The sequence below is a fragment of the Cyanobacterium sp. uoEpiScrs1 genome (assembly GCF_947331815.1).
GTDB lineage: Bacteria > Cyanobacteriota > Cyanobacteriia > Cyanobacteriales > Microcystaceae > Rippkaea.
This window is the reverse complement of the sequence record NZ_OX373462.1, coordinates 1,549,215-1,574,816: the sequence shown is the minus strand read 5'-3', so window position 1 is coordinate 1,574,816 and position 25,602 is coordinate 1,549,215. Positions and strand designations below refer to the sequence as shown.

Below are 25,602 nucleotides of genomic sequence, written 5' to 3'. Positions count from 1 at the left end.
AGTTCTGTTGACAAGTAAACAAAAAAATATGAACGGTCAACTTAATTAGACAAGATTCATTAATGATTGAAAATCAAAAAAAGTCTTCAACACCTATATTGGTTTCACTAATTCCTAACTTGATGGACGGGGAAGGACACATTATTCCCTACCATCAGGCAGTTGGTAAAGCAGTTTCTAAGTTAGGTTGGAGACATTTAGCCGCTATTCCTTCTCAGTCAAAAGTTGATTATTTATTTACAGAATGGGATGACTGTTTGAGTAACTTTGATCTTGAAAGAGGAGATAATTTTTTTAGAAAAATTTTTAAGTTAATTGGAGTTTTTTCTCTAGGAACAACAACAGCTAAATATTTACGAAATAGCGTTATTTATCAAACAGAATCATCCATCATTTTTCTCGAAAGGTTTATCCATTTACAATTACTTGCCTTAACGATTGCCTTATGGCTAGTTCCTACAAAGAATTTATCAGTTTGGTTACTATATCGTAGGAATACTCATAAAGATAAAACCAGATATATTTATAAATTTCTTAATTTTTTAATTAAAAAAAGTCTACCAACAGGAAACTTAAAGTTATTAACAGATAGTGATTTATTAGGTAAGTCTTTATCTAATTATTTTCAAGAACCTGTTACAGTAATGCCTATTCCTCATACTGATATTAAAGTAGATAATTGTAAAATAAAAAGTAAATCCTCTGAAATTTTATGTTGGTGGCCAGGACTTCCTCGAAAGGAAAAAGGGTGGAATATTATCAAAAAATTAGTTGATATTAACTTGAATAACAATGATAAAATTTGTCTAGTTGCAGCCCAAAAATCTAATTTAGTAGTATCTAAAGGAGGTATTAGACTTAAATTAATTCAAAATAAATTGACAAGAGAAGAATATAATTACTGGCTGAGTGTTAGTGATATTATTTTACTACCATATGATTGCCAGGCTTATGAAGAAAGAACATCAGGGATTTTCACTGAGTCAATTATCGCTGGTAAAATACCTTTGGTAACTGATAGGACTTGGATGGCTCACGAATTACTTAAGTACGATTTAGGCGAATTAATCATTAATTGGGAAATTTCTGAACAAGTGTTTATTTCCATATTTAGAATAATTAAATATGGAAATATAAAGAATAAAATAAAAGTCATGCAAAACAGCTACCTCAATTATCATTGTTTGAACGGTTATGCTGAAGCTATGCAGAAAATAATCAACCAGAAATAATGTTTAAAGTTTGTCTTGACGGAACACCACTGAGGGGAAGACTTAGCGGAATAGGATTCTATACTTTAAATACAATAGCAGCATTAGCTAAGTTACAAGAGTCCGAACACTTTGAGTTAACAGTTTATTTTCATCCCTCTATTAAAAATTGGCTGCTAAGGAATTTTTCTGTACCACATTTTTTGACTTACTATCCTCAGGTTTCTGTTTTACCTATTCCCGTTACTATTGCTAATTTTTTAGCAAAATATCCTAATCCTATCCTATCATATTTAGAAGGATATCTAAATAAACCAAATATTCTTCATGGAACGGATCATTACGTTTATCCTCATTGTAAAAGTAAGAAAATTATGACTATTCATGATCTTACTTTTCTTAAGTATCCTCAATATTCTACTACCATTGTTCAAGGATATTTAGAAAGAATTAAACGCTGTTTATCATGGACGGATTTAATTATAACTTTTTCTGAAAATACTAAACAGGATATCATTGAACATTTCAAAATTAATCCCGATAGAATTAAGATAACCCATCAAGCAAGTCGTTACTCTTCTAATAAAGTCATGCTTGATAAAATTGAGCTACTTAAAGATTCTATAAATTATGATTTTTCTGTTCCCTATCTTCTTTTTGTAAGTACTATTGAACCACGGAAAAATGTGATTACTTTAATCAAAGCATTTGACCATTTAAAAGAACAACATAAAATCCCTCATAACTTGATTTTAATTGGACAAAAAGGATGGAAGTATGAATCTAGTTTTAAGGCGATAAATAAATCCAAATACAAAAAAAATATTTATCATTTAAATTATTTATCTGATGAACTACTGGCTTTATTTTATACTAAAACTGATGCTTTTATTTATCCTTCTTTTTATGAAGGATTTGGCTTACCTATTCTAGAAGCAATGACGTTAGGTTCTCCTGTAATTACCTCTAACACTTCATCTCTTCCTGAAATCGCGGGAGATGCAGCATTGTTGATCAATCCTAACGATTTCTTAGAGTTAGCGGAGTCTATTTTAAAAATAATTGGTAATTCTCAGTTAAGAAAAGAATTGATTGAAAAAGGAAAAGAAAGAGCAAACCTATTTTCTTGGGAGAAAACAGCACAAGAAACTTTTAAAGCTTATAAATTTATTGATTAATGGTTTGTTTAAATGACAAAAGAATTACTTATTAATCTTTCTATGTTGATGTCTAAACCGACAGGTATTTCTATTTATGCTGATAGTATTTTTCCTTATTTGAAAAAACTTAATCCTATCTTATTAAGATCTAACAATGATTGCAACTTTAATTACTATTTAGTTCCGAACAACTTAACTCCAGAACAAGGAACTGCTGGTCATTTTCGTAGATTATTATGGACACAGTTTAAGTTACCTAAAATTTATCAAAAGTTAGAGGGCTCATTATTATTTTCACCAGTGCCAGAAGCCCCATTATATACTAATTGTCGATCTATCGTAATGGTGCATGATTTAATTCCCTTACGTTTTCCTAAAAAAAATTCTCCTTTAACACCTTATTTTAAGACATATATTCCACAGGTGCTAAAACAAGCCAAACACATTCTTTGTAATTCTCAAGCAACAGCGACAGATATAATTAATTTTTTTGGGATTTCTGCTAATAAGATAACTCCTATTCTTCTTGCTTATAATTCAAATCATTTTCGTCCAATAAAGTTAACAAAAAAAATAGAGTGCCGCACTAAACTACCTTATTTTCTGTATTTAGGTCGTCATGATCTCCATAAAAATTTATCTCGTTTAATTAAAGCATTTGCAGGAATTAAGAATTATCAAAATTATGAACTTTGGCTAGCGGGGCAAATAGATCAACGTTACACTCCAAAATTGAAACAACAAGCAACAGAATGGGGAGTAATAAATCAGATTAAATTTCTTAATTACGTTTCTTATGATCAATTGCCTATACTATTAAATCAGGCATTAGCATTGGTATTTCCTTCTTTATGGGAAGGGTTTGGTTTTCCAGTTTTAGAAGCGATGGGATGTGGAACACCTGTTATTACTTCTAACTTATCTTCTTTGCCTGAAATTACAGGAGATGCTGGGTTATTAATTGATCCTTATCAAATATCAGAAATTACGGATGCAATGGAACAAATTATCAACGATAATAAATTACGCTCAAAGTTAAAAACTTTGAGTTTAAAACAGTCTAGTCAATTCAGTTGGCAAAAAACTGGTCATTCTACTTTAGAGATTTTGAAGAGATTTCTTTAGATACTAAGCTAATTAATTAAAGGATAGATTTATTGTAATTTAATTACAAGGCTGATATTAAGTTTAGAAACTAAAAAATAAGATACTTTCAATAATTCAGTATACTGTTCGTTTTTATTTAATTTATTTAAATGTAATTTTACTAATTTATAAATCAGTATTACAGCAACTGATAACTGTATAATTATACAGTTAAGCTACAAATTTTACTATTCATCTACTCCTCTATTAACTATATTGATAATGCTAACTCAATAAGTCTATACTAACTGTATATATTCTATTTATTTTAAGTTTAGCAATAAAAAGTTAAAATAAATTATTATAGTAAATAATATTATAATTATCCGTACAATATTTTATATATTTAAGTTGATTTAATCCTTGTTTTACTTTTATTTTATTGATTTTTACCAAGAAATGTTTACTACTATCTAATATAGATATGGCTTTAAACTAATATTTTAAACTGTTAATTACAAGTTTAATAATTGCTTTAATTATTAAACTTGTAATTAACTTAATATCTAACTAGTTAAATCGTATAATAAACTTATAATGATATTTTTTGTGGTCACTTACTAAGAAATAACTTAAATCTACAGAAAATAATACCATGAATTATATTTATTCTTTGCAAGAATTATATTTAATAACTTAAAGAGACAATGATAATTTTTTAGTTAAATCTTTTAGTTTATTAAAAACAAGAAGAAACTTTTATTATTGATTACTTTTAAGGAAATTTAAAACCTCTAATTAAAAAATAATTTACAGTATTTTACTATTAATCCTCTTAAAGATATCTCTTTTACAAGAGAACAATATATATTTGTATATAGATAATATTTAAGAATGTTATTATTTAACTACTTAATAGTTTTCGGAAAGACTACACTGCTTACAAAAAATATACTAATTAAATAAGAAATATAATCAATGATTAACCTTATTTTTTTATTGAAAATATTTAAACAAGTTTAAAAAAGAACTAATAGTTTTCTAGTCTAAGAATCATTTTCTGAAAAAGAAATGTATATAGAGGATTAAGATAGTTTTAAAATCCTCTCACATTAGTCTATTTGTTATTAAATCAAAAAATGATAATATCAATAAAAAATTAGACATTAACTTTCTAAACTGAAACAGTATTATTAATAAATATTTACTCCAAATCAGGTATTTGTTTATTCTAAATTTTACTTAAAATATCTTGTAAACGAGTTACATCCCACCCTTTTTTGTGTAATAAAAGCCAAGATTGAATTAAATCAGGACCGTGTAATTCACCCATTAAACCTGCTCTGAGAGAACGCATGGTCAAACCTTTTTTTACCTTAAAATCTTTGGTAACTTTTTTAATAATATCTTTAGCACTGTCTTCAGTTAACTGAGAATAATTGACTAGATTATTCATTACAGCTTGTATGATGTCTTTGACTCCCTCTTTTCGCAATTGCTCTATAGCTTCTGTACTATAGATAAGTTTTGCTCCAAACAATGAACGACTTTCTTTAATAGCATCAGTTAATCTAATTAAACTAGGACTTATTAGAGAGGCTAACTGTTCTAGCCAAGTGCGATCACTTTCCAAATTAACTTCATATCCCGCTTCCTGCCAATAAGGGAGAACTAGCTCAACTAATTCTGGGGCCGGAACTTTATGGAGATATTGACTATTAATCCAATCTAGTTTATCCCAATCAAATTTTGCCCCCGCTTTATTTACTCTTTCTAAACTAAATTCTTTTGCTGCCTCACCTAGGCTAAAAATTTCCTTCGTGGAGTCGCAAGCAGTCCAGCCTAAAAGCGTCATATAATTAGCAAGAGCACCAGGTAAAAAGCCCATTTTACGGAAGTCATCAATAGATGATGCTCCATCTCGTTTAGATAGTTTTCGTCCATCCTGATTTAAAATAAGAGGGGTATGAGCAAAGTATGGAACTTTCTCTCCCAAGGCTTCGTAAAGTAGAATCTGTTTTGCTGTATTAGCGATATGATCCTCACCCCGAATGACATGAGTAATTTTCATATCTAGGTCATCAACTACTACCGCTAAATTATATAGAGGTTGTCCGAAAGCCCCTTCTTCAATTTGAGAAATGCGAGCAATTGCCATATCTCCACCGAGATCACTCCCTTTCCAGACTACTCGATTTCGAATTAAGTCATTCCATACGATTTCACGATCATCATCAATGATGAAGCGAATAACAGGTTTCCTGCCTTCAGATTCAAACTTTTGACATTCTACTTCAGTAAGATAACGATGACGGTTATCATAGCGGGGAGCTTGATTTTTTGCTTTTTGTTTCTCCCTCATCTGTTCTAATTCTTCAGGGGTACAGTAGCAACGATAAGCAAGTCCCTTATCAAGTAAGGTTTGAATTCCTTGACGATAGAGCTCAATACGTTGGGTTTGCAAAAATGGACCTTCATCCCAATCTAACCCTAGCCAAGTGAGCCCTGATTTAATATTTTCAGTGTATTCTGTTCGTGATCGTTCAAGATCTGTATCTTCGATGCGTAAAATAAATTGTCCCGAATGATGACGGGCAAATAACCAATTAAAAACAGCTGTTCTCGCAGTTCCAATGTGTAGATTTCCAGTAGGACTTGGTGCAATACGAACTCTGGGGGTCACGACATTTCTCCTAGGTCTGTGTTTGCTACTTTAAACTTAAAGTAGGGTTTCAATTCTATTGTATTGAATAACGGACCTTAACCAGATGCCACCTAAGAGTTTAATTTAAGGAACAATTAAAGTTTCCCCTGTCTTTCCTGTTCCCAACCACAGCAGTGATCTGGCTACATCTCTGAGAATTTTTTTGAAGGGTTCTGGAGGACGATCACACTCAACGGCTATAGGTTTAAGTATAATTCCCCGAGTACCAAAAATAATTTCCCCAATGATGCGAGCACGGTTCATGTGATTAGCGGAAGTTACCAAATAAACACTATTAATGCCCTGTATTTTTAAGGTATCTACTAGAGTTGTAAAGTTAGTTACTGTATCCCTTGCTCGATAGTCTAGATAAAGGCGAGTACTCGAAATACCTGCTTCTCTGAAAATCTTTTTGGCATAGCTTTGAGGACTTCCAGAAGACACCCAAATTGGGAGATCGCGGTGTTGAGTAGCCAATTGAGCGGCAAAGTGTTCGCGTTCTTCATGTCCTCCCAAAACAAAAATTGCTTCAGGTTGTACTATATAACTCTGTAATTCTTTATACCCCGCCCACAGACTAATGCCCATAAACAAAATTAGAGTCCATAATTTATACCTCGGATGAATCATTGATAAAAGAACTGTTACACAATGTTTTTTTTTATTGATTTTTAACAACATGAATACAACAATGGAACTATCGAGTTAATTGGATAGCCGTAAAGCATACTGCTGAGATATAAAGTTTTTTAATGTTAGGTAATGGGAAGTAGATCAGTATACACTTTAACTCCATCTCTTGTGAGGAACATTATTTGAAAGTCATTAGACATTCAAAATTAATCACAGCGAGGTCAACTATAAACTATCCTGACCTAAACGAAGAAGTGACTAGAGCGAGCATCCGGTTATAGATGACACTGAGGATTAATATTATGCTCCCTCTAGTTATTTCTTGATAAAGACCTGCTTACGGACTGACGGGACTGGCCGGATTCGAACCGGCGACCTAGCGCTTCAGATTGGTGTGAGTTTCCCCACTCTCTGGACTATTCCTTCGCCTTAGACTTGATGCCCTTAGGTGGTGGCCGTTATGTTGTAGATATGATTCGCCTTACTGTTTTTATTTCCCTTTGGCGATCTACAACCAGTCTCTGCACCTTCTCTACCAGGGACGTAGAGCTTGGCTCAAGATTACCTTATCATTAAGAAGACTTAGGCTTCCTTGAATTTGACCACATTCATCCATGGTGTTTCCATCCATGATGCCCGAACCTCAGGAGGCGCTTGCTCTATCCTGCTGAGCCACAGCCCCAAGGGATTAACCCCTTGTAAATCATATCATTTGATTGAGCATTATGAGTTCGACAAGTTTGAAAAATACTTCTATTATTCTTAATGTACAAGTCTATCCAAGATAAATTTGATAGTTATTCTGCTTTGATATGATAATCTCTAAACAATTGAGACTACAATTTTTATTTTTAAGGTAGCCTCGCCTATTAGTAAATGGATATGAATAATTTAGTTGACCAAGTAAACATAACGGTTTCAAACACTTCAGTTTTTATTACACTCAATCTGAGAGATATTTTTGTTAACTTTTATTGTAATTCTTTCTAAGATTTAAGAATTACTATTATTTATTAATAATGCCTTTGAGATAGTTCTTGAAAAATAACTATTAGAATTGATGTATTTATTTTAAGTTGTATAAACTCATGGCTAAGCTTTATTTTTTGTCAGTCATATTAATCAATCGTTTAGTAAAATGGTTTACGAAGAAATATAGTTATCCTAATATTCTAAAATACATCTAAACTTTAATCTTTTATCATAATTTGTTGTTACGTCATCTTCACGCTGAAAGGAGTTATCGTTAATCTGCTTGTATAAATTAACGATAACTCCTTTGATAATTGCCATTATTTAGATAAATAAGCTAATATAGAATAAAGCAAAAGTCATACCGACTACGCTTTTGTTTTGTCTCCCAGTGCATTTGTGTGTATTTACTAGATTTCTGGGAAGATACTAAGTATAGTGAAGGATTTTGAAGCAGGTTTAAAGGAGTCATAACGTACCAATGCCCACTGCTAATGTCAACTCAACAACAAAACAGTCCACTTACTCAGTAGATATGGTGCGTACTTATCTGCATGAAATTGGGCGAGTACCGCTGTTAACCTATGAGCAAGAGATTATATATGGGAAACAAGTACAAAGAATGATGCATTTATTGGAAATAAAAGAGCAACTTACTCAAGACTTAGGACAAGAACCAAGTCTTAAAGAATGGGCGAAAGCTGTCAACCTTAGCCAAGCAAATCTTGAAAAAGCTATTGAGAAAGGAAAGAGTGTAAAGCGTAAAATGATTGAGGCTAACTTGCGTCTAGTAGTTGCTATTGCTAAAAAATATCAGAAGCGTAATATGGAATTCCTCGATCTTATTCAAGAAGGAAGTTTAGGATTAGAGCGAGGAGTAGAGAAATTTGATCCAACTAAAGGCTATAAGTTTTCTACTTACGCTTATTGGTGGATTCGTCAAGCAATTACTCGAGCAATCGCCCAACAAGCACGTACTATTCGATTACCAATTCATATTACTGAAAAGCTCAACAAAATTAAGAGAATACAACGAGAACTATCTCAAAAGTTAGGTCGCAGTGCTACTTCAACTGAAATTAGTGAAGTCTTGGATTTTGAAGCGTCTCAAGTGCGGGAGTATTTAAATTTAGCGCGTAAGCCTATTTCTCTAGATATCAAAGTCGGAGATAATCAAGACACAGAACTTTTAGAACTGTTAGAAGATCAGAGTGTTTCTCCTGACAACTATATTACTCAAGAATTATTACGCCAAGATTTAAACAAATTAATGAAGGAATTAACTCCACAGCAACAGGCTATCCTTACCTTGCGCTTCGGGTTAGAAGATGGAAAAGAATTATCCCTAGCCAAAATTGGTAAAGAGCTCAATATTAGCCGTGAGAGAGTTCGCCAGTTGGAGCATCAAGCCTTAGCTCACTTACGTAGACGTAAAGTAAATGTAAAGGACTATTTAGCTGCTAGTTAAATCAATATTTGGTCGTCAGCTATTCTACAAACATTGGCTTAGTTAGTCAAAATCTTGTCTACTTGTTAATCATTTATTAAAACTTACGAAAAAAGTTTCTCCGTTCTAGAAAACTACTGCACAATGAAGACAACCATGGAGAAACCTTTTTTAGTTAATTAGCGTCCGCTCTCGGCAGTATTTTGCAGAAGGGTTAGGTAATTGCTCTAAGAAAAGTTGAACCTAGCAGATGTAGTGTTTCTATCGATTTTATTCTTTTAGGGAGAAATAGTTTCGGTTGGGCATGTTTAGAGACGAATAGTTCAACATTACTGTCTAATGGCATAAATGGTCGTCCCCAATTAGAACTTCCTTGTTGGCTTAAACAAGCATATTTTTTGCAATTGATATCAGTTCATATGTTTAGGGAAATCCAATGTCTTTTGTTCCAACACTCTTATTTTCACTTACACATCTTCAATTGTTACCAACAACAATACTTTTGAGTCTACTTATTAGTTCAGGGACGATTAGTGCTAAGTTTGCACAGGCAACAGAAGAAAGTTTATCTCATAGTAGAGAAAATTTATCTGAAGAGGTTTCCTTTAAGCGAACTAATAGCTTAGCTAACGGGGTCTATTTATATGGGAGATCTCCTGAACCAGAAATTATGGGACAAGAATATTTAGTTTTTAAAGTCCAAAAAGGGGAAGTTATAGGAGCATTCTATATGCCTAGGTCAGAGTTTAATTGTTTTTCAGGTAGTTTTGACAGTCGTCAAATTAATCTTTCCATTGTCGACCCATATGATGGTATAGAGTATGATTACTCCATAAGTTTACGGGTTGTCTCTCCGGTAGCTAACCATGATCAACAGGCTTCAGAAGTTACTTTGGAGGGATACTATCGTCTTGGTAGTCTCAGTAACAATGACCAACGCATTCTCAATGCTTGTTTACCTTCAGGTTAGCTAAAATTCAATTCCTGGTTGAGCCCTAACTCCTTGTTCTCTAAAAGGGTGCTTAATTAAACTCATTTCTGTCACTAAGTCAGCTTTTTCTATTAAAGGAGGAAGCGCACCTCGTCCCGTTAATATCACATGAGTAGTAATCGATTTTTTAGACAGTCCTTCTAAGACTGTATCGACATCCAGATAACCTAGTTTAAGAGCAAAATTAATTTCATCAAGTAATACTAACTGATAGTTTTTATTACGAATAAAAGACAGCCCTTTTTCCCAAGCAACTTGAACATTTTCGATATCTCGTTCCTTATCTTGGGTTTCCCATGTAAATCCTTCTCCCATAGCATAAAATTCTAATTGCTCTCCCCAACGACTCAATGCAACTTTTTCTGCAGGTTCCCAGGACCCTTTGATAAATTGAACAATCGCCACTCGAAAACCGTGACCAAGAGCTCTTATAACCATTCCTAAAGCAGCTGTGGTCTTACCTTTCCCATCACCAGTGTTAACAATAATAAGTCCTTTTTCTTTGGACGCTTGAGCTAAACGTCGTGTTTGTACCTCCTTACGCTGCTGCATCTTCTGCTGATATTGTTTTGGAGAAAGAGACGTTTTATTAACCATGGAAATGATTATAACTGAAATCTGAGCTTTTGACACTTCTATCGTCAGTGCTCACGCTACAATCATTTAACTATATTATGGCTTTGGTTGTTAAATTTTTCTGTATACTTTTGCCCCCTGATTAATCTGTCACCATTATATTCTCTAAGAGAATATTTGTTCTAAGGGACAAAAGGTTGAACAAACAAGTTATTTATTCCTTTTTTGTTTTCTATACATGCATCACTGTACTCAGTTAGTTTTAGTTTTTATAATTCATATTCATTTATGTTTTAACTATTCAAACTATCATTCCATTATCGCCAGTGTTTCTTCGAATACTTCAATATACAACAGGTGAGTTTAGGGAACAAATTTACAAAAAAGTCGACAAAATCTACATAAATTAAAGGTTTGAGCGATCCCAAAGAAGGCAAATAGGGCTTAGAATAATGCAGTAAAACATCTAGCCTATGAGGATTTGGGAAATTTCTCCAAACCAACATTTCTCTAAATTGGCCACTTAGAAAATTTTCCATGGCAAGATGTCAGTGGAGGAGTTAATCCTAAAAACCATCAAATTAAGAACAAAGGGAGATTTCCGTATGAATAAAGGCGAATTAATTGACGCAGTAGCAGATAGAGCCGATGTCACCAAAAAACAGGCCGAGGCAGTTATTTCAGCTACCATTGATACCATTATGGAAGCAGTCTCCGGAGACGACAAAGTCACCCTTGTTGGTTTTGGTTCGTTTGAGGCGCGTGATCGTAAAGCTCGTGAGGGACGTAATCCAAAAACAAATGAAAAAATGTTAATTCCAGCGACAAGAGTTCCGGCATTTTCTGCTGGTAAACTATTTAAGGAAAAAGTGGCACCCAAGTCATAAACTATTATTCCATTGGGATGAAACGGCCTATTCATGGAGGAAATTTAATCTGGGCAGCTAACCAAGCAGGTTGCCCAGTTACTTCTATTATAGATTTTTCTGCAAGTATTAATCCTTTAGGACCCCCCAACACTGCGATAACTGCCTTTCAGCAGGGAGTAACCGCTATTGCTCATTATCCTGATCCCCATTATCTTCAATTGCGATTAGCCCTAGGAAAAATGCATAACATATCACCTGATTGGATTTTTCCTGGTAATGGAGCAGCCGAACTATTAACTTGGGCGGGTCGGGAATTAGCTAATCTAAAGTTTACTTATTTAATAGTTCCTTGTTTTCAGGACTATTGGCGAGCTCTACAAGGATTTGGTGCCAAAATAAAATGTTACCCATTCTCTTGGGAAAGTAAAACTTGTCTTTTGGACTTTCCCTTTGTTGATCCCCAATCAAGTGGAGTCATCATTAACAATCCTCATAATCCCACTGGAAAGTTATTTCATAGGGATATTTTACTATCCTTGCTTGAAAAATTCGCTTTAGTGGTAGTTGATGAAGCTTTTATGGACTTTTTAACTCCCCATAAGCAACAAAGTTTAATTCCGATGGTGGGCGACTATCCCAATTTAGTGATTATACGATCACTTACTAAATTTTATAGTATTCCTGGGCTTCGACTAGGATATGCCATCGCTCATCCTAGTCGTCTTCAGCAATGGCAATTATGGCGAGATCCTTGGTCGGTTAACAGCTTGGCAGTAGCTGTAGGAGAAGCAGTACTCAATGATCATGAGTTTCAACAAAAAACTTGGTCTTGGTTAGTTGCTAGCAGAAAAAGCTTATTGAGAGGACTATCAGCTCTTAAGGGATTAAAACCGTTTCCCAGTGCTGCTAATTTTTTATTAGTGAAAACTCAAATTCCTAGTTCTCAGCTACAACAAGAATTGTTAGAAAAACATCATATTTTAATCCGTGATTGTCTGAATTTTCCTGAACTAGGCAACGGTTATTTTCGAGTAGCGGTAAGAAGCGAGGCTGAAAACCAACAATTATTAAAAGCTTTGGCTAAATTTGAATCAAATCAAATATAGTACGGCGGGGGTAGTTAAGTAAATTTAAGTAAGCAGAAAACTAACAATGTGGAAATGGGGGCTTGCAGCAGAGTTAAGATAATATTTTGCTAGACAAAATAGACCGACCATACCCAATACCAACCACAATAGAAAACAAATCCGAGTTAATTGTAAAGCTTGATAGATAATCGTTGGGGTAATTGGGTGCAAGCAATCTCCCAACAATGGCTTGTACTTTAATTGACTTTGGTAAGTATTTGTCCCTCCTAGTTGAACTCCTAAAATGGCTGCGTAAATACATTCACTCCAACCAGAATTGGGGCTAGGATCATGGGAGGCATCTCGGCAACAAATTGATAGAACAGTTAGAGGTTTTCCTGATATTAAGGCTAAGGTTAATACAGTCAAACGGCAGGGAAGCCAAGTTAAATAATCTTCTAATTTTGCACTAAACCAACCTAAATCTTTAAAGGGGTCTTCTTGATAACCAATCATTGAATCAAGAGTACTTACCGCTTTATAACCCAAGGCCAAGGGGACTACTCCAATCTCTGGAAAAAATGCCCCAACAATTGCATAAAATAAAGGGCTTGTTACTCCGTCAATAGCATTTTCTGAGACCGTTTCTAGGACAGCGCGTAAGATTTCTTCTTCCGAGAGATTATCCGTATCCCTTCCCACATATTGACTAAGTTGACTCCGCGCAATTACGATATTTCCTTTGACTAAAGACGAAAGAACTGCTTTGGCTGCAAACGATAAACTTCGAGCGGCAAAACAACTTGCTAAGAGAATACTTTGGACTACAATTCCTAATAGGGAATGAATATTTTTAGCTAAATAAACGATTATCCAACCAGCAGTTCCACTACCAAGAATTACTCCTAATCCTAGGATAATTCCACACCAGCGACGTTGCCATTTTCTTTGACAAGTGATGATTGTAAATTTACTTAACCTTGATATAATCCACCCCATCCCTTGTACAGGATGCCACCATTCTCTGGGATCACCTATTCTATAATCAATTACAGCAGCTATTCCTAAAATAATTGCTTCTATATTTGTCTTCATTTTCTGATTATTTTTTAGTTCAAGTTATTTATTGTACTAAGTTATTAATATTTTCAATTGTACATATTTTTTTTTAATTTTTAGTTAGTTGGTATTTTTTTTTGTTAAAGCTTTAATAATATTAAATTGAATGTTAAATATTATTTTATGACGATGTCAAGGCTTAGCTAACAAAAGTTACAGCAAGTTCAAATATAATCTAATTGATTCTTAGGTACTAAACATTAATCTCTTATACAACGAAACTTGTAGCTTCTCCTTGAGAGGCCTGCCAACTGCGAGCATCATAATAAAGATCAGCAAGAGTAATCTTGTAAAGCGCTTCTTTAAGTTTCTCATGAAGCCGTTTCCATAAACTAAATGTAACCCAATCTGAGCCTTGAGTAAGATCAGGCTGATAACCTGATAAAGGTTGTATTTTTTCTTCAACTGCGTCTAGAATTTGTCCTAAGGAAATTTGATTAGGCTGACAGGCTAATTGATAACCTCCCTGAGAACCACGTACTGACTTAACTAACCCAGAATGACGCATTTCAATCAGCAATTTTTCTAAGTAAGGAGCAGGTAAATCTTGTCGTTTTGCTATCGATTTTACTGAAGTTGGACCATAGTTAGGCTGTAAGCTAAGATCCAGTAAGGCTTTAACGCTATAATGACTGCGAGTTGTTAATTTCATTTGCTCAGTTTGTCTCTTTAGTTTTGAGTAGACTATAAGACACTGTATAAAAAATGTGTTGTTGACTTTATAACACGTTCTTCTCAACAAAAACCCTGAGACCTAAATATTTGTAAATTCTGCAAATGATTCTTGTTTAAAGATCGAAAACAATAGATTATTATTTATTTGGTCAGATGGTGGATAAAGTTTACTTGTTATGTGTAAAATAGAGGGGAGATAGTTAGCAATCGTAGTGCTTTTTAAGTCGCTCGATGTCATCTTAGATTTCTAATCTGTCGACCATATTATTCATTTAGTTACTGTTTAAGTTGATGAGTCAAGATACACCCCTGACCGGTACAGCATTAGTCGAAAAAGTTAAAGAGCTAGGTAACCTAGGTAAAGAAGAAAAAGCTAGAGCTTGTGGCTATTATACCCAAACTAAAAATGGGATAGAACGAGTCAACATGATGAAGTTTCTCAACGCCTTAATTGACGCAGAAGGAATTGAGTTAGATAGCTCTTCGGAAGGGCAGGGAAGAGGCGGCCGTTCAGCTAGTTATAGAATTAGTGTGCAATCTAATGGAAACCTTTTAATTGGTTCAGCTTATACCAAGAAAATGGGGTTACAACCAGGAGATGAATTTGAAATTACTCTAGGGCGGAAGCACATTCATCTCAGACAATTGGGTGAACTTGGTGATTACGAGGAATAAATTTATGGTTAATCTATTCAGTTTTTCTAGACTTAACCAAATAAAAAATAGCGTCGTTTAGAGGCTAAACTAAACAACGCTTACTGCTTCAATCAAGGTAACAACATTGAACCACGGCTTGCAGGTCCCGGAGGACAGCAGGCCTCTTATTTCTATTTTATTAGCAAATGAGTCACTTCGTCTCGTTTCAGAAAAAAAGATCACCATCGAGGGTATTCGAAGAATCTGAACAAATAGGAAATCTAAGCTATTGGCAAATTTTAAAGGGTATTCAACAGCTAGTGTGGGCTTCTAGTTTATAATTTTTACTCTTTAAGGTAGTAAACTATTATTTATTCAACAGTTTAGACTAATTTTAGTGTTTCAGGTCGGATGTTCTGTTGTTCATAGGCTATTATCAAATTTTCAGTAAGAAGATGATTATAAAGTAAGGTTCCAAAAAAAGACAATATCATAATGAATTCACCCAGTTGGAAACTCCACAAGTTCATAAATCAATCTATCAGCGGTCGGACAATCGTATTATCCTTTACTTAAAAAGTAGGTCGTTAAGGAAAACTGTAGTGGAGGGAGAGATTTTATTTCATCTAAAGAGACTCATGGCGAGAATTAGTATCACACATCCTACAAAGGTTAATCCAAACATAAACAAAACAAAAATTTCTCCGGCTGACAAAGGGCGATTACTTGAATTGGAATCAACTGATTTCGTCCACTGAGAAGTTCTGGAACCCTTTTGCTGAGGGGGATTTTTAGGAATTTCAATTGTATTATGATGAGAATAACCAATTTTAATGTCATAGAGTAATCGCTTATTAGGATTGCTTAGAGTTCCATAGGCTTCATTTAGCTGTTGGAATTGCTGTGTGGCTACTTCTGGAGATAAGTCTGTAGTATCCGGATGGTAGCGTTTACTCAGCTTGCGATAAGCCTTCCGAATTTCAATAGCAGAAGCTGATGGATAAAGCCCCAGAATAGCATAGTAGCTATGAGTAAACATTATTCGTATAGAAACTTTACTCTGGGCTGATTGTGCTTTAGTTCGACGCTGAGTCACAAGATTCTTTAGAATATTTTTCGTAATTTTATTTTAACTAAACTTAAAGATGAAGTTTCTCAATCCCTATAGCGTTTATAAATGCTAATAGAAAATTTTTGGTAAAATAATATATCAAAACCCGTTCTATTTTCGTCATGACTACAGTTTGGTAAATATCAAAGATAATCTTCTTGAATCAAGAAGATTATGCTTAATCTAAAATTTCAGATAGTAAATACCTACAATTCTAATTCTTTATTTTGAACGAAAGTTAAAGTTGTGAGTGACGTGCTATTGTTATGTTCCTAACATGGTCAAGTTAGATATTTTAACTATCAATATTGATTATATATTTTTAAATATTACTTTTGTCGTAAATAAATAAAGTTTTATTATTATAAATAATTGTCAAAGCTACTTTATTTGACAAATACAAATAGAACATTTTTAGTGATGAAGAAAAGATTACAAGTTAAATTGTTAACAATATCTTACAAAATGGTTTTTATTTGTCACCTCGTTCTGGGTTAAAAACTTATAATAGTAGACATTTAATAAATTAGTCTGGCAATATACTTTGTATAGCAAAGGTCTATTGTTCATTTTCTGTTAAAAATTTTAATCAAGTTAAATATCTTTACGTCGTACCTTGCCAATAAATTTAGGTAAAGTTTTAATATCAATCACTTTCATAGTCTTCATACTGTAGGTTGTATAAGCAGTAGTTTGAGAATGTAGATCAATATCAACCACTGTTAAAGTTTTACTAGGAGAAATATTGTCGTTTAGTAACTTCCTTGGACCTGCCCCTAAAGTGCCACTATAAAGTAATTCTAATCGGCCTTTTTTTCCTGGATAATAGGCATGATGATGTCCACTAATATAAGTATGAACTTTATAGTTTTCTAACACTAATTGTAATGTTTCCCCATTACTTAAAAAATCTCCTAAGTTATTTCGTCCTACGGCTATAGGGTAAAGGGGTAGATGTCCAATAACTATTCTTAATCTGGCTTTCTGTGCTGTATCACTTGCTAAACTGTTTTTAATCCAAGTTAATTGTTTAGAGGAGATAATATGGGTAGAGGCATCTAAAACTAGATAGAAAATATTTTTTTGAATAAAACTATAATAGAAAGGAAAGTTAACCTGATCAATAAAGTTTAATTTTGGATTATTAGTTTGCTTATTCCAATAGTCTGAGGCTAATTTTCTTTCAGATGCAAAAGTATATTGTCCTTGATAAACTATTCCTGATCCATCATGGTTACCTATGGTAAATCCAAATGGAATATTAACATGACGTAAAGGGTTACTAATATTAATATCAAAAGCTGACCACATAGCTTGAATTTGGGTTTTTGTAAGAGATTTTTTTTGTCCAGCAATCATATCCCCTCCACACAATACTAAGTCAGGTTCCCATCCTGGAATAAGAGTGATTGCTTGTTTAACCTCTGATTCATAACTAGTAGAACCATATTGACTATTGAGATCGCTAATGACAACAATTCTGGTGTCTCCCCGTACAGGAGCAAATAATCCTGGAGGAGCAACAGCTACAGGACTAGGAATTAGTTCCTCTTCCGATTTTTGAATAGAGGTAGATAAGTGTTGAGAAGCTGCATTGCCGCCGCTCAATCCTGGATGGGTTGAAACGGCAATTTGCCACCCACATAGACCTCCACTAACAATTAAGAACTGACGGCGATTTAAATTCATCATTGTAGTCTAATAAAACGTCAATGACTATTGACTATGAACTCAATATTATATTTTGTCTGATTAAATAATATCAACAAGATATAATTTTAAAAGTAAAAGTTATAATATTTATGTAAATATTATAACTTTTACTCATTAATGACTTATTATATCAATAGTTAACAAGCAAAAATATTAAATTCTAAAAGAGAAAATAAAAGATTTATTCCTTTAGTAAATTTAACTTATTTTTTTGTTTGCTATTACATCAGAACTTTTGAAGCTCATAAAAAATATTAAATAAAACAAAAATACTTTAGTAGCTCAGTTATTTAACTAATCAACCTAAATAGGTATACATTTATTTTTTATAAAAAATACTTCTTTAGAAGATAAAAATATTTAGTTTAGACAACAAAGTAAGTACATAAGACAATAATTGTTTTTAATTAAAAATAGTTTGATAATAACGCTTGTCAAACTCACTACTTGCAAATAATATATATTTATATTGTTTTACAAAAAAACAGCTTAAAGATAAATCTAATAGAAATAGCTAAAGAATTATATAAAATAAAACGTATACAAGTATTACAATAACTTTAAACTGCATATATCATCTAACCTAGATAGTATAAGTAAACGGACACTAATACACAAAATTTTACGGTTATCATTAAGTTATTATAATTTCATAGAGTCTTTTTACAAAATACTTAAAATTTTACAAACTTCTTACTAAAAAATTAAATATAATTCAGATAAAAATAAAATATTTATTATAATATTAGATTGTGTATACAAAATCAAACCTTTTTATATTGCAAATATTTATAAGCTATCACCAAATTTATTACTATAGTTCAGTTGTAAAAAAACTGTTTAAACAATATAATATTTACTTTAAACGCCCTGATCTTAAAATACTGATAAGTAACCACATTCCTAACAAACTTGCTGCTGTAAATAAAGCAACACTAATAAAAGATAATTGTTGAGTTTGGGACCCATTAGAAATAATGGCAGCACCTATAATTAATGAGCTTAAAACAATACTAAAAGATAGACGATTAGCAGAAGCATCAATACTACGGCGTAGAGGATCTAATTCTTTTATTCGCAAATTCCATTGTAAAGTTTCTGAGGATAAACGGTTTAATAAAATCTCAATCTGTCGGGGGGTTTTTAAATAAATAGATTTTAAATCTAAAATAGTTCTTAAATTAGTTTGTAATGGAGTATTTCCTACTAATTGACGGTGAAATAAATCCGTCATCAATGGTTTTATCTCATCAAACAAGTTAACCGAAGGATTAAATTGTCTAGCTACTCCCTCTAAATTGGCTAAACATTTAGCATATAGTCCCAAATTTCCAGGAACTTTCATTTTATTTTGTCGAGCAATTTGTAGAATTTCGTAAACTACTTCACTAAAGTTAAATTGAGAGATGCTCAAATCATAATACTTTCGTAAAATTTTCTCATAATCTGTGTTTAACTTTTCTAAACTAGCGGGTTGTCCTGATTCCGATAACTCAATTGTTAGCTGAGTACAACTTTGAGCATCTAGGTCAAAAATCGCTAACAATAGTTCCGTTAAAATTTGTTGAGTTCGAGGATCAAGCCGTCCTACCATGCCGCAATCAATAATAGCAACCCGTCCATCATCTAAGTAAAAAATATTCCCCGGATGAGGGTCAGCATGGAAAAAACCATCAATATAAAGTTGTTGAAAAAAAGCTCTAAATAGTAAAGTCGTTATCTTTTGTTTGTACTTTTCAACCGATTGACGACTAGAAGGGATACTAAGGTCTGCACTAAGGATCGGTTTACCATTCAACCATTCCAATACTAAGATTTTTTTTGTACTAACTTCCCAATAAACTTTGGGAACGACTAAATCTTTAGGATCAAACCAGCCACTAGCTGCTAAGTTCTGGCTAATGCGCTCAGTATAGCGTCCCTCTTGCGTAAAATCTAATTCTAATTTAATAGCCTGTGCAAACTCATCTGCCAAATTGACAATATCATAGTTTTGTCCAAACTCCGTGAAAGAAACTAATTCAGCAATTCCCTTAATTAAAGCAATATCTTGAGCAACAATTCTATCAATTCCTGGTCGCTGAATTTTTATTGCAACTTCAGTTCCATCGATCAAAGTTCCCCGATGAATTTGACCAATAGAACCAGCTGCAATTGGCTCATGATTAATGGTTTTAAATACGTTATCTAGAGGTTTTTGTAATTCTTGTAAAAGCAGCTCTTCAATTTCAGCCCAACAGACAGGAGGAACATTAGCCTGTAGGGCGGTCAATGTCTTAATATAACTGGGGGGAAGAATATCAGGGCGCGTGCTAAGAATTTGTCCTAATTTTACGTAGAATGGACCCAATTCTACTAGAATGTTTCGCAAAACTTCCGGTGGGGGAATTTGAGGGTTATCAGCTTTTCCCCCTGTCAATACCCCTCGCATATAGTCCCAGCCATTACCAAGTACCACTTCGATAATTTCACGTTGACGTGCACTGGTTTGAGTCAAAGAAAACATTGAGGCTCTTCTAAACTAGCTGTGACAACATCATAGCAAACAAAACTTGAAAGTCTCGCTGTACAAGACTTTCAATATTCGGAAAACATAGTTAAGAATAAAAGCTTTGGAATTTATTAGTCATAAACTAGTTCTGCTTAAATCTAGAAGAGCCAATATTAATAATAGTTTAGATATAGTAGTAATCTAATCAGCCAGACGAGAATATCTACAAAAATCTTTTTAATTGTTCATCAGACTGCAATAATTTTAATAGTTTTTTTATGTCTTGAGTACGTTTTTTATTGACTACGAGGGTAACATCGCCGTCGCACACAATCACCACATTTTCTAGTCCGATGGTGGCAATAATATGGTTCTTATCACTCGAATAAACGATTGCCCCTTGAGTGTCAAAATGCACGTGGTTAGCTAAGTCTACATTAGCTCTATCTCCTTCGTTAATTCTTTCTAAGGAATTCCAATCTCCCAAATCATCCCAAACAAAATTTGCCGGTAAAACGTAAGCTAATTGAGTTTTTTCCATTAGGGCATAGTCAATACTTATCTTTTCTAATTCAGAATAGGCCGCTTCACCTTTGTCTTTCAACAACTGCATCATCTTAGGAGCATAGGTTTCTAATTCTTTAAGGGCTACTTCTGCCCGAAAAATAAAGATCCCACTATTCCAACTAAACTTTCCTGTTGCAATAAAAGATTGAGCCGTTTTTTGATCAGGTTTCTCAGTAAAGCGACTAACACGATAGATGGGTAATTTTCCACAATCACCCTGTTTTTCTCCTTGTTCGATATAACCATAACCTGTAGAGGGGTAGTTAGGTTTAATCCCTAAAGTAACAATAGCATCTTTAGCTATAGCCAACTGGGAACAAGCTTTGATGCTTCTTTCAAACCCTTGAATATCAGCAATTAAATGATCAGCAGGAAAAAAGCCAACAACTGTGTTTGGTCCATAACGTTCAGCCACTTTTAGAGTAGCCCAGGCAACTGCAGGGGCGGTATCCCGTCCTTGGTTCTCCACCAAGAGATTTCTTTCACCTAACTCTGGTAATTGTTTTCGAACTCCATCAGCAATTGCAGCGGAGGTAATTACCCAAAGATTGTCCCAGTTTTGGGCTAGAGGAAGTAGACGATTAGCTGTTGATCTCAATAAGCTTTGTCCACTATTATCAAGGCAGAGGAACTGTTTGGGGCGATGACGGCGACTAAGAGGCCAAAAACGTTCTCCTTTACCACCAGCGAGGATAACGGGAATTAAAGCTTGGGTCATAATTAGGTTGTCTACCAGTGAGGGTAATTAGGAATTAAAGCTTGAGTCAATCTTAGTTTCTCATGTCTTATCAACAATAAGAAGCTAAGATTGAATTTAATGTGAAACAATCCATTATTACTCATGCTATTAACCAAATCTACTTTTCCCCATCCTCTGTATGCTCCCAAAATTTACCTCTATAAGTATTAATTGTAGGATCAGAGTTTATTCAAGTTAATCCCTACTTCTTTGGCCATAGCTTGCAACCCTTTCTTTTCTATAGTTTTAATGGCTTTTGTGGATAAACGTAATTTAACCCAACGGTTGCCCTCATTCCACCAAACACGTTTCCACTGTAAGTTTACTTCTTGTAATTTTTTAGTCCTACGGTGGGAGTGGGAAACAGCAAAAGCATTATTAGCATGTTTTCCTGTTAATTGACATTTACGGGCCATAGAAAACCTCCTTGTCTTTTGGTATTAATTTTCTCATAGTCTTTAATCCTATCAAAAATCATCTAAAAATGCCTTCATCTTAAGTTAGGATGAGAGATTGAATCATTGGTATGTAAATTAATGGTGCTTCAGTACAGTACATCTTAAAATTACCCCATTAAACTTCTGGTCTACTTACTTTAGTTGGAAATAATCTTTTATAACTAAATTGCCGCTCTTTTGACGATTCTGCGCCAATATTCCACAAGCTTTCATAAAAGAAAAAGGAGACACCAGAAAACTGTTTTTGACGGATAGTTTCTACCTGTTTTACTATCCATTCTATAGGAACTGGACGATTTTTTAAACCAGAAAGAACCCCAACTCCAAAGGAAATATGTTGTTTAGCTTGTTGAACTTCAGGACGTCTTAGTTCACGTTGAAAGTTGCGGAGATTGGGACGATAAACTTGCAATACTAATTCGTCTATTAAGCCCTGGCGTTCCCATTGGTGCCAGTCAAGTAAATAGCAGTTAGCTGAGAATGGTTGAGGATTAGGAGATAAAGAAACGACGATATCAGGATTAATGACTTTAATAGCTTTAGATAGCTTTGCCATGTAATCTGTAATTTTTTCTGCCCGCCATTTTGTCCATTCCTGCCAAGCCTGATCGTTAATTATACAATTGTTGTTCATCTTAAGGTTTTTTGGAGGGAGTGGAGGTAATTTACCTTGATGTTCTTGTTGATAAAGCGCGACAGTAACATCATCATAACCAAAGTCGAAAGGGATGCCAAAATGATCATCAAATTGAATGCCATCTACTTCATACTTACTAACAATTTCGGTAACTAAATTAGTAATAAAAGTTTGAACCTCTGGATGTAAAGGATTTAGCCAAACTCGTTTATGGAGTTTTCCTTCTAGCCAGATTCTGTCACCATTTTGTCGTTGGGTTAACCATTGAGGATAATTTTTGGCAAGTTTGGAGTCTGCAGGGGCCATAAATCCAAATTCAAACCAAGGAATAACTGCCATATTTTCTTGATGTCCTTTATTTACAATTTCTTGCAAAATATCTCGTCCCTGTAGCCCTTCTGTAGGGTCTAAATTGCTTCCAGTAATAGTTTGGACAACCTCAGAAGGATACAGGGTATGACCCCAATTCCAGACAGTGGGGTAAAGAGTATTAAAATTGAACTGATTGAGGGTGGTAATGGCTTCGGACAAAGTATTTTTATTAAAAAGTACATCACTATCAACATTTGTCAGCCACACTCCCCTAATTTCTGGGGGTTGGTTATGAGACTGTACTGGAGATTGAATGGTAAAGATTATTAGGCTAATACAGAGACTGAAGATAACCAGAAAGACTAACCAGGCCTGATAACCCCATAAACGGCTAAAGTTAACTAGTTGGTTAGCTTGGCGATCAAATAGGTTTTTTGTCATAAAGTAAATACTGAAATTTTGTATACTGGTTAGGCTAACTCATGGGCGAAGTTTTTGAAAACGTTTTCTGCTATCTTCTTTACCTAATTAGTGTCAGTACTAATATCTTTCTTTATATTTTGAGTTAACTAAATCTACTCTTACAAAGATCCAGTTACTACCGTTGCATTAATGGTGGAGAATTTGTATTTACTTGTTAAATTTATCGGCAATTAAACCGTTACTAGACTGCTCAGCAAGAATAATCGATATTCAAGGAATCTATCTTTTGGGATGTTTATCAAGTCAAATTCGGCAGAATTCGCCCTGATGTATTGACAATACCAGTATTAATTAGTCTTCGCTACGACCCCTATAACGCAGATAACTCTCGATAAAAGTGTCAAGATTACCATCCATAACTCCATTGACATCCGTGGTTTCCTTATTTGTCCTTACATCTTTAATCATCTGGTAAGGATGGAAAACATAATTACGTATTTGATTGCCCCAAGCTGCTTCCACTATATCTCCCCGAATTTCAGCAATTTCTTGAGCACGTTGTTCTCGAGCAATAATCAATAATTTTGCCTTAAGCAGGGCAAGAGCTTTTTCCTTATTCTGAAGTTGGGAGCGTTCTTGTGTACAACGAACTGCAATTCCAGTAGGTAAGTGAACTACACGAACTGCCGTTTCTACCTTGTTAACGTTTTGCCCCCCTTTTCCGCCAGAACGAGTGGTAGTAATTTCTAAATCTTTTTCAGGGATATCAACAGTAATATCTTCTTCTTCTAAGGCTGGCATAACTTCTACTCCCGCAAAACTAGTTTGCCGTTTTCCATTAGCATTAAAAGGGGAAATCCTCACTAGTCGATGAGTTCCCTTTTCTCCTTTTAGGTAGCCATAAGCATAGCGTCCTTCTATCTCTAGAGTAGCCGACTTAATTCCGGCTTCTTCTCCTTCAGAAAGCTCAGCTAAATGTACTTTATAACCTTGTTTCTCTCCCCAACGAGTATACATACGCAACAACATCTGTGCCCAGTCTTGAGCATCGGTTCCCCCGGCTCCTGCATTGATAGTTAGAAAGGCTCCTTTAGTGTCATAAATACCCGACAATAATTGTTGTAACTCCCAGCGATCAAGTTCACGGTTAAGTTGGCTAATAATTGTCTCCGCTTCTTGAGACAGATTTGCATCCTCTTCTAGCTCCAGTAATTCAATAATTACCTTTACATCTTCTAATTTATCTAGCCACTGTTGATATTGCTCGACACTAGATTTGAGATTGTTAAGTTGTTGCAAAGTTATTTGAGCTATTTCAGGATTATCCCAAAACTCAGGCTGAGTAGCTAAAGTTTCCAAATCTTGAATATTAGCTTTCAGAGCAGGTAAGTCAAAGATATTCCTGAGTTTTACCCAGGCGCGTACTAAACCCTTGGATTTCTCGTTTTAGTTCTGTTGCTTCCATATCTCTACCAAATAGTAGGCGAATATTTTTTATTGTAGTTCCTTTGTTTCTAATTTCGAGATTAAATCAAACTTGATCATTAACAATAATGTTTTGAAAGTCTTATTAGACAATTATCCAAATTTATATTGGTTAACTCATTGTTAAGACTATTGACAAATCAGATAACACTAGAGCTTAGCCTGTTTCTACTGTCTTGGGCTTAGCCAATCAGATTTTGGACTTGAATAATTATACTACATTGTCGCTTAATCCTGATCTATTCTAGCTAGAGTAATAAAGTTTAAATTAAAATCGATAGAACTTAAAATCAAAGTCCATAAATAAGTTGTATAAAACAAAGTTAGTTGTGTCTTCTAACTATACTTGTGCTCGTTTTAAATATTTTATGTACAAATCAAACTTTTTTTTACCCTGTTCGATTGATACATTTGGTTAAGTAGTTTTTTTTTTATATTGAAATCTACTATAGAATGTAATGTGTTTTTGGGCGCCACTTTGATTACTGTGATACATAGTATTACGAAAAACTTTTGAAAA

22 protein-coding genes are annotated in these 25,602 nt (G+C 34.0%); 9 read left to right on the top strand and 13 right to left on the bottom strand.

All coding sequences use genetic code 11. From position 1 onward, the window contains the following. Positions 1-62 precede the first annotated feature (62 nt). The 3 genes from OXU93_RS05505 to OXU93_RS05495 are packed head-to-tail and all read left to right on the top strand — an operon-like array spanning position 63 to position 3,496. On the top strand, positions 63-1,232 hold the full coding sequence (locus tag OXU93_RS05505) for a glycosyltransferase family 1 protein (RefSeq protein WP_267383106.1): 1,170 nt from the start codon (positions 63-65) through the stop codon (positions 1,230-1,232). Then, positions 1,232-2,389: a glycosyltransferase family 4 protein gene (locus OXU93_RS05500; protein ID WP_267383104.1), complete on the top strand. Its 1,158-nt coding sequence runs from the start codon at positions 1,232-1,234 to the stop codon at positions 2,387-2,389. The genes OXU93_RS05505 and OXU93_RS05500 overlap by 1 nt, the downstream gene beginning before the upstream one ends. A gap of 12 nt (positions 2,390-2,401) precedes the next feature. After that, the gene (locus OXU93_RS05495) at positions 2,402-3,496 is read left to right on the top strand and encodes a glycosyltransferase family 4 protein (RefSeq protein WP_267383102.1); all 1,095 of its coding nucleotides are present in this window, start codon (positions 2,402-2,404) and stop codon (positions 3,494-3,496) included. Positions 3,497-4,688: 1,192 nt separating this feature from the next. Here OXU93_RS05495 and gltX read toward each other — a convergent pair. Both gltX and OXU93_RS05485 read right to left on the bottom strand, forming a co-directional pair. Next, on the bottom strand, positions 4,689-6,140 hold the full coding sequence (gene gltX, locus OXU93_RS05490) for a glutamate--tRNA ligase (protein ID WP_267383100.1): 1,452 nt from the start codon (positions 6,138-6,140) through the stop codon (positions 4,689-4,691). 105 nt (positions 6,141-6,245) lie between these two features. Beyond that, entirely contained in the window at positions 6,246-6,842 is a 597-nt protein-coding gene (locus tag OXU93_RS05485) for a YdcF family protein (RefSeq protein WP_267383099.1), read from the bottom strand. Between the two features lie 1,405 nt (positions 6,843-8,247). On the opposite strand from OXU93_RS05485, the gene OXU93_RS05480 reads away from it, so the two are divergent. Next, positions 8,248-9,234, top strand: coding sequence for an RNA polymerase sigma factor, RpoD/SigA family (locus OXU93_RS05480; protein ID WP_267383097.1), 987 nt, complete (start codon positions 8,248-8,250; stop codon positions 9,232-9,234). Between the two features lie 193 nt (positions 9,235-9,427). Here OXU93_RS05480 and OXU93_RS05475 read toward each other — a convergent pair whose 3' ends face one another. After that, positions 9,428-9,559: a hypothetical protein gene (locus OXU93_RS05475; RefSeq protein WP_267383094.1), complete on the bottom strand. Its 132-nt coding sequence runs from the start codon at positions 9,557-9,559 to the stop codon at positions 9,428-9,430. 90 nt (positions 9,560-9,649) lie between these two features. On the opposite strand from OXU93_RS05475, the gene OXU93_RS05470 reads away from it, so the two are divergent. Continuing rightward, positions 9,650-10,183: a hypothetical protein gene (locus tag OXU93_RS05470; RefSeq protein WP_267383092.1), complete on the top strand. Its 534-nt coding sequence runs from the start codon at positions 9,650-9,652 to the stop codon at positions 10,181-10,183. On the opposite strand, the gene cobO is transcribed toward OXU93_RS05470, so the two are convergent. Further along, positions 10,184-10,801, bottom strand: a complete 618-nt coding sequence (gene cobO / locus OXU93_RS05465; RefSeq protein WP_267383090.1) for a cob(I)yrinic acid a,c-diamide adenosyltransferase — start codon at positions 10,799-10,801, stop codon at positions 10,184-10,186. It abuts the gene before it with no gap. A 584-nt stretch (positions 10,802-11,385) separates the two neighbouring features. On the opposite strand from cobO, the gene OXU93_RS05460 reads away from it, so the two are divergent. Continuing rightward, complete coding sequence (locus tag OXU93_RS05460) at positions 11,386-11,667, top strand: HU family DNA-binding protein (protein WP_267383087.1); 282 nt, start codon at positions 11,386-11,388, stop codon at positions 11,665-11,667. Between the two features lie 17 nt (positions 11,668-11,684). Next, positions 11,685-12,755 carry a threonine-phosphate decarboxylase CobD gene (gene cobD, locus OXU93_RS05455; RefSeq protein ID WP_267383084.1) on the top strand — a complete coding sequence of 357 codons (1,071 nt, stop codon included), beginning with the start codon at positions 11,685-11,687 and terminating at the stop codon, positions 12,753-12,755. A gap of 24 nt (positions 12,756-12,779) precedes the next feature. Here the strand turns inward: cobD and cbiB are convergent, their stop codons facing one another. Further along, entirely contained in the window at positions 12,780-13,811 is a 1,032-nt protein-coding gene (gene cbiB / locus OXU93_RS05450) for an adenosylcobinamide-phosphate synthase CbiB (RefSeq protein ID WP_267383082.1), read from the bottom strand. Between the two features lie 232 nt (positions 13,812-14,043). Next, complete coding sequence (locus OXU93_RS05445; RefSeq protein WP_267383079.1) at positions 14,044-14,487, bottom strand: Rrf2 family transcriptional regulator; 444 nt, start codon at positions 14,485-14,487, stop codon at positions 14,044-14,046. Positions 14,488-14,801: 314 nt separating this feature from the next. Between OXU93_RS05445 and OXU93_RS05440 the strand changes: the two genes are divergently transcribed. Together OXU93_RS05440 and OXU93_RS05435 are read left to right on the top strand one after the other, a co-directional pair. Next, positions 14,802-15,185, top strand: a complete 384-nt coding sequence (locus OXU93_RS05440) for an AbrB family transcriptional regulator (protein WP_267383076.1) — start codon at positions 14,802-14,804, stop codon at positions 15,183-15,185. 167 nt (positions 15,186-15,352) lie between these two features. Next, complete coding sequence (locus tag OXU93_RS05435; protein WP_267383074.1) at positions 15,353-15,487, top strand: hypothetical protein; 135 nt, start codon at positions 15,353-15,355, stop codon at positions 15,485-15,487. A 281-nt stretch (positions 15,488-15,768) separates the two neighbouring features. Here OXU93_RS05435 and OXU93_RS05430 read toward each other — a convergent pair whose 3' ends face one another. The 7 genes from OXU93_RS05430 to prfB form a co-directional block, all read right to left on the bottom strand. Then, complete coding sequence (locus tag OXU93_RS05430; RefSeq protein ID WP_416378793.1) at positions 15,769-16,185, bottom strand: J domain-containing protein; 417 nt, start codon at positions 16,183-16,185, stop codon at positions 15,769-15,771. Between the two features lie 666 nt (positions 16,186-16,851). Beyond that, positions 16,852-17,946, bottom strand: a complete 1,095-nt coding sequence (locus OXU93_RS05425; protein ID WP_267384813.1) for a metallophosphoesterase family protein — start codon at positions 17,944-17,946, stop codon at positions 16,852-16,854. 880 nt (positions 17,947-18,826) lie between these two features. Beyond that, complete coding sequence (locus OXU93_RS05420) at positions 18,827-20,476, bottom strand: ABC1 kinase family protein (RefSeq protein ID WP_267383071.1); 1,650 nt, start codon at positions 20,474-20,476, stop codon at positions 18,827-18,829. 208 nt (positions 20,477-20,684) lie between these two features. Beyond that, a complete protein-coding gene (locus OXU93_RS05415; RefSeq protein ID WP_267383068.1) occupies positions 20,685-21,746 on the bottom strand; it encodes a mannose-1-phosphate guanylyltransferase in 1,062 nt (353 codons plus the stop codon). Positions 21,747-21,946: 200 nt separating this feature from the next. Then, positions 21,947-22,183, bottom strand: coding sequence for a 50S ribosomal protein L28 (gene rpmB, locus OXU93_RS05410; protein WP_267383065.1), 237 nt, complete (start codon positions 22,181-22,183; stop codon positions 21,947-21,949). 157 nt (positions 22,184-22,340) lie between these two features. Beyond that, entirely contained in the window at positions 22,341-23,615 is a 1,275-nt protein-coding gene (locus tag OXU93_RS05405; RefSeq protein WP_267383062.1) for a glycoside hydrolase family 10 protein, read from the bottom strand. 333 nt (positions 23,616-23,948) lie between these two features. Continuing rightward, positions 23,949-25,062, bottom strand: a protein-coding gene (gene prfB / locus OXU93_RS05400) for a peptide chain release factor 2 (RefSeq protein ID WP_267383060.1) whose coding sequence is annotated in 2 segments (ribosomal slippage) — positions 23,949-24,989 and positions 24,991-25,062 — 1,113 coding nt in all. Because the reading frame shifts where the segments join, the coding sequence is not laid out codon by codon here. Positions 25,063-25,602: the final 540 nt, after the last annotated feature.